Source organism: Roseomonas sp. TAS13 (assembly GCF_001950415.1).
Classification (GTDB): Bacteria; Pseudomonadota; Alphaproteobacteria; order Acetobacterales; family Acetobacteraceae; genus Roseomonas; species Roseomonas mucosa.
This window is the reverse complement of record NZ_BDLP01000606.1, coordinates 1-1675: the sequence shown is the minus strand read 5'-3', so window position 1 is coordinate 1675 and position 1675 is coordinate 1. Positions and strand designations below refer to the sequence as shown.

Here is a 1675-nt window from a genome sequence, read left to right as displayed (position 1 = left end):
GCGGTAGTTGCCCGCCTCGCCCGCCACGAAGCTGGTGGCCTGCGTCACCTCGGTCTCGCCGGCGGTCTTCTCGATCCAGTCGCGGGTGCGCTGCGCGTCCTGCTGGCGCATGGCGATGGTCAGGTTGGCGTTGCCGAGCAGCGAGGCGGTCTTCTCGCCGAGCCGGGCCCAGAGGCCGCTGACCTCCTGGAAGGCCAGCCAGAAGCAGATGTTGAGGCCGCGCCCCATCGCCAGCATGCGGTCCATGCCGTTGGTGGCGTAGTAGGCCAGCTCGTCGAACACGACGTAGAACGGTCCCTCGCCCATGCCGGGCTTGAGCGCGAAGATCTCGCGGCTGTCGCCCTCCAGCCGGGCGCCGAGCAGCTGCGCCAGCATGCCGCGCAGGCTGGCCACGACGATCTTGCCCAGCGAGGCCAGGGTGTCGTCGGAGTTCTCCAGCGCCGGCAGGTTGACGACGAGGATGCGCCGGTTCAGCACCACGTCGCGCATGTCGATGTCACCATGCAGCACCTTGAAGATGTGGCCGAGGCTGACCGAGAGCTGCGTGAAGGGGCCGGTGAAGTAGAACAGCGCGAAGCCATGCTGCTTGGAGGGTTCCTCGCCCTTCTGCTTGTTGAAGGGCTGGGTGGTGTCGTAGCCCGGCAGCTCGCCGAGATAGGCGTTCAGCGGGTAGATGATCTCCTCGGGCATGTTGTTGACGTGGATCTCCGTCACCGTGCCGCTGATACCCTCGCGGTGCAGGAAGATTCTCCGGGTGGCGAGCGTGCCGATGGAGCGCAGCTCCAGCGCGAAGCGGATGGTCTCGATGTTGACCGGGATGCCCCGGTTGTCGCGCATCCAGACCAGCACCGGGGCGATGGTGCCGACCAGCGCGATGGCGCGGGTGCGGAAGACGCCGTTGCTGTCCTCGGAGCGCTGCTCGCCCAGCTGGCTGACCAGCATCTCGCGCAGCGCGTCGGCATTGCCCGAGGCGAAGGGATTGAAGGTGTTGCTGTCCTTCACGCCGGAGGCGACGAGGAGGTTGAGGGCGAGCAGGTCGTCCTCGCGGCCGTAGCGCCGCAGCAGCGCCGCCACCTGGCCGAACAGCTGGTTGTCGGCCTTGCCGTCCACCAGCACGAAGCCCGAGCCCTGGGCGAGCGCGTTGGTCAGCAGGCTCAGGATGGCGGTTGTCTTGCCGGCGCCGGTGGTGCCGGGGATGGTGCCGTGCTGGCGGGCATCCTCGTTGGTGATCCACAGCTCCTGCCCGCTCACCTGGTCGTTGCCGATGTAGAGGCTGCCCGCGGCCATGCGCGGGCGGCGGTCCTTGGGGCTGGGGTAGTTCCAGTCCGGCTGCGCGGCGCTGCGCGGCAGGCGCAGCGGCAGCCTGATACGCCGGCGCATCACCCAGGCCGCATAGGCGAGCGACCCCGGCACCAGCAGGTCGATGGCGGCCGGGTAGAGGAAGGCCACGGCCGCCGTCGTGCTCAGCAGGAGGCCGGAGAACTGGCTGCCGAGCAGGTCCGCGAGCCGGACGGTGAAGGGCCGCACGTCGCGGTACCCCATCCCGCCGCCGCGCTCGAATTGACTCTGCGGCCCGGAGATCTCGCGCTGGATCATGGCGTGGCGCTCAGCGTTCCAGCCCGAAGCCGTCGCGCGCCGGCCGCGCGGGGCCAGGGGCCGCAGCCGCCGGTACGGT

General features: G+C 69.6%; 1 protein-coding gene. It reads right to left on the bottom strand.

The window, feature by feature from the left end; genetic code table 11:
• A partial coding sequence (locus ROTAS13_RS24135; RefSeq protein ID WP_075823632.1) for a type IV secretory system conjugative DNA transfer family protein occupies window positions 1-1596 on the bottom strand: 1596 nt, incomplete at its 3' end.
• Window positions 1597-1675: the final 79 nt, after the last annotated feature.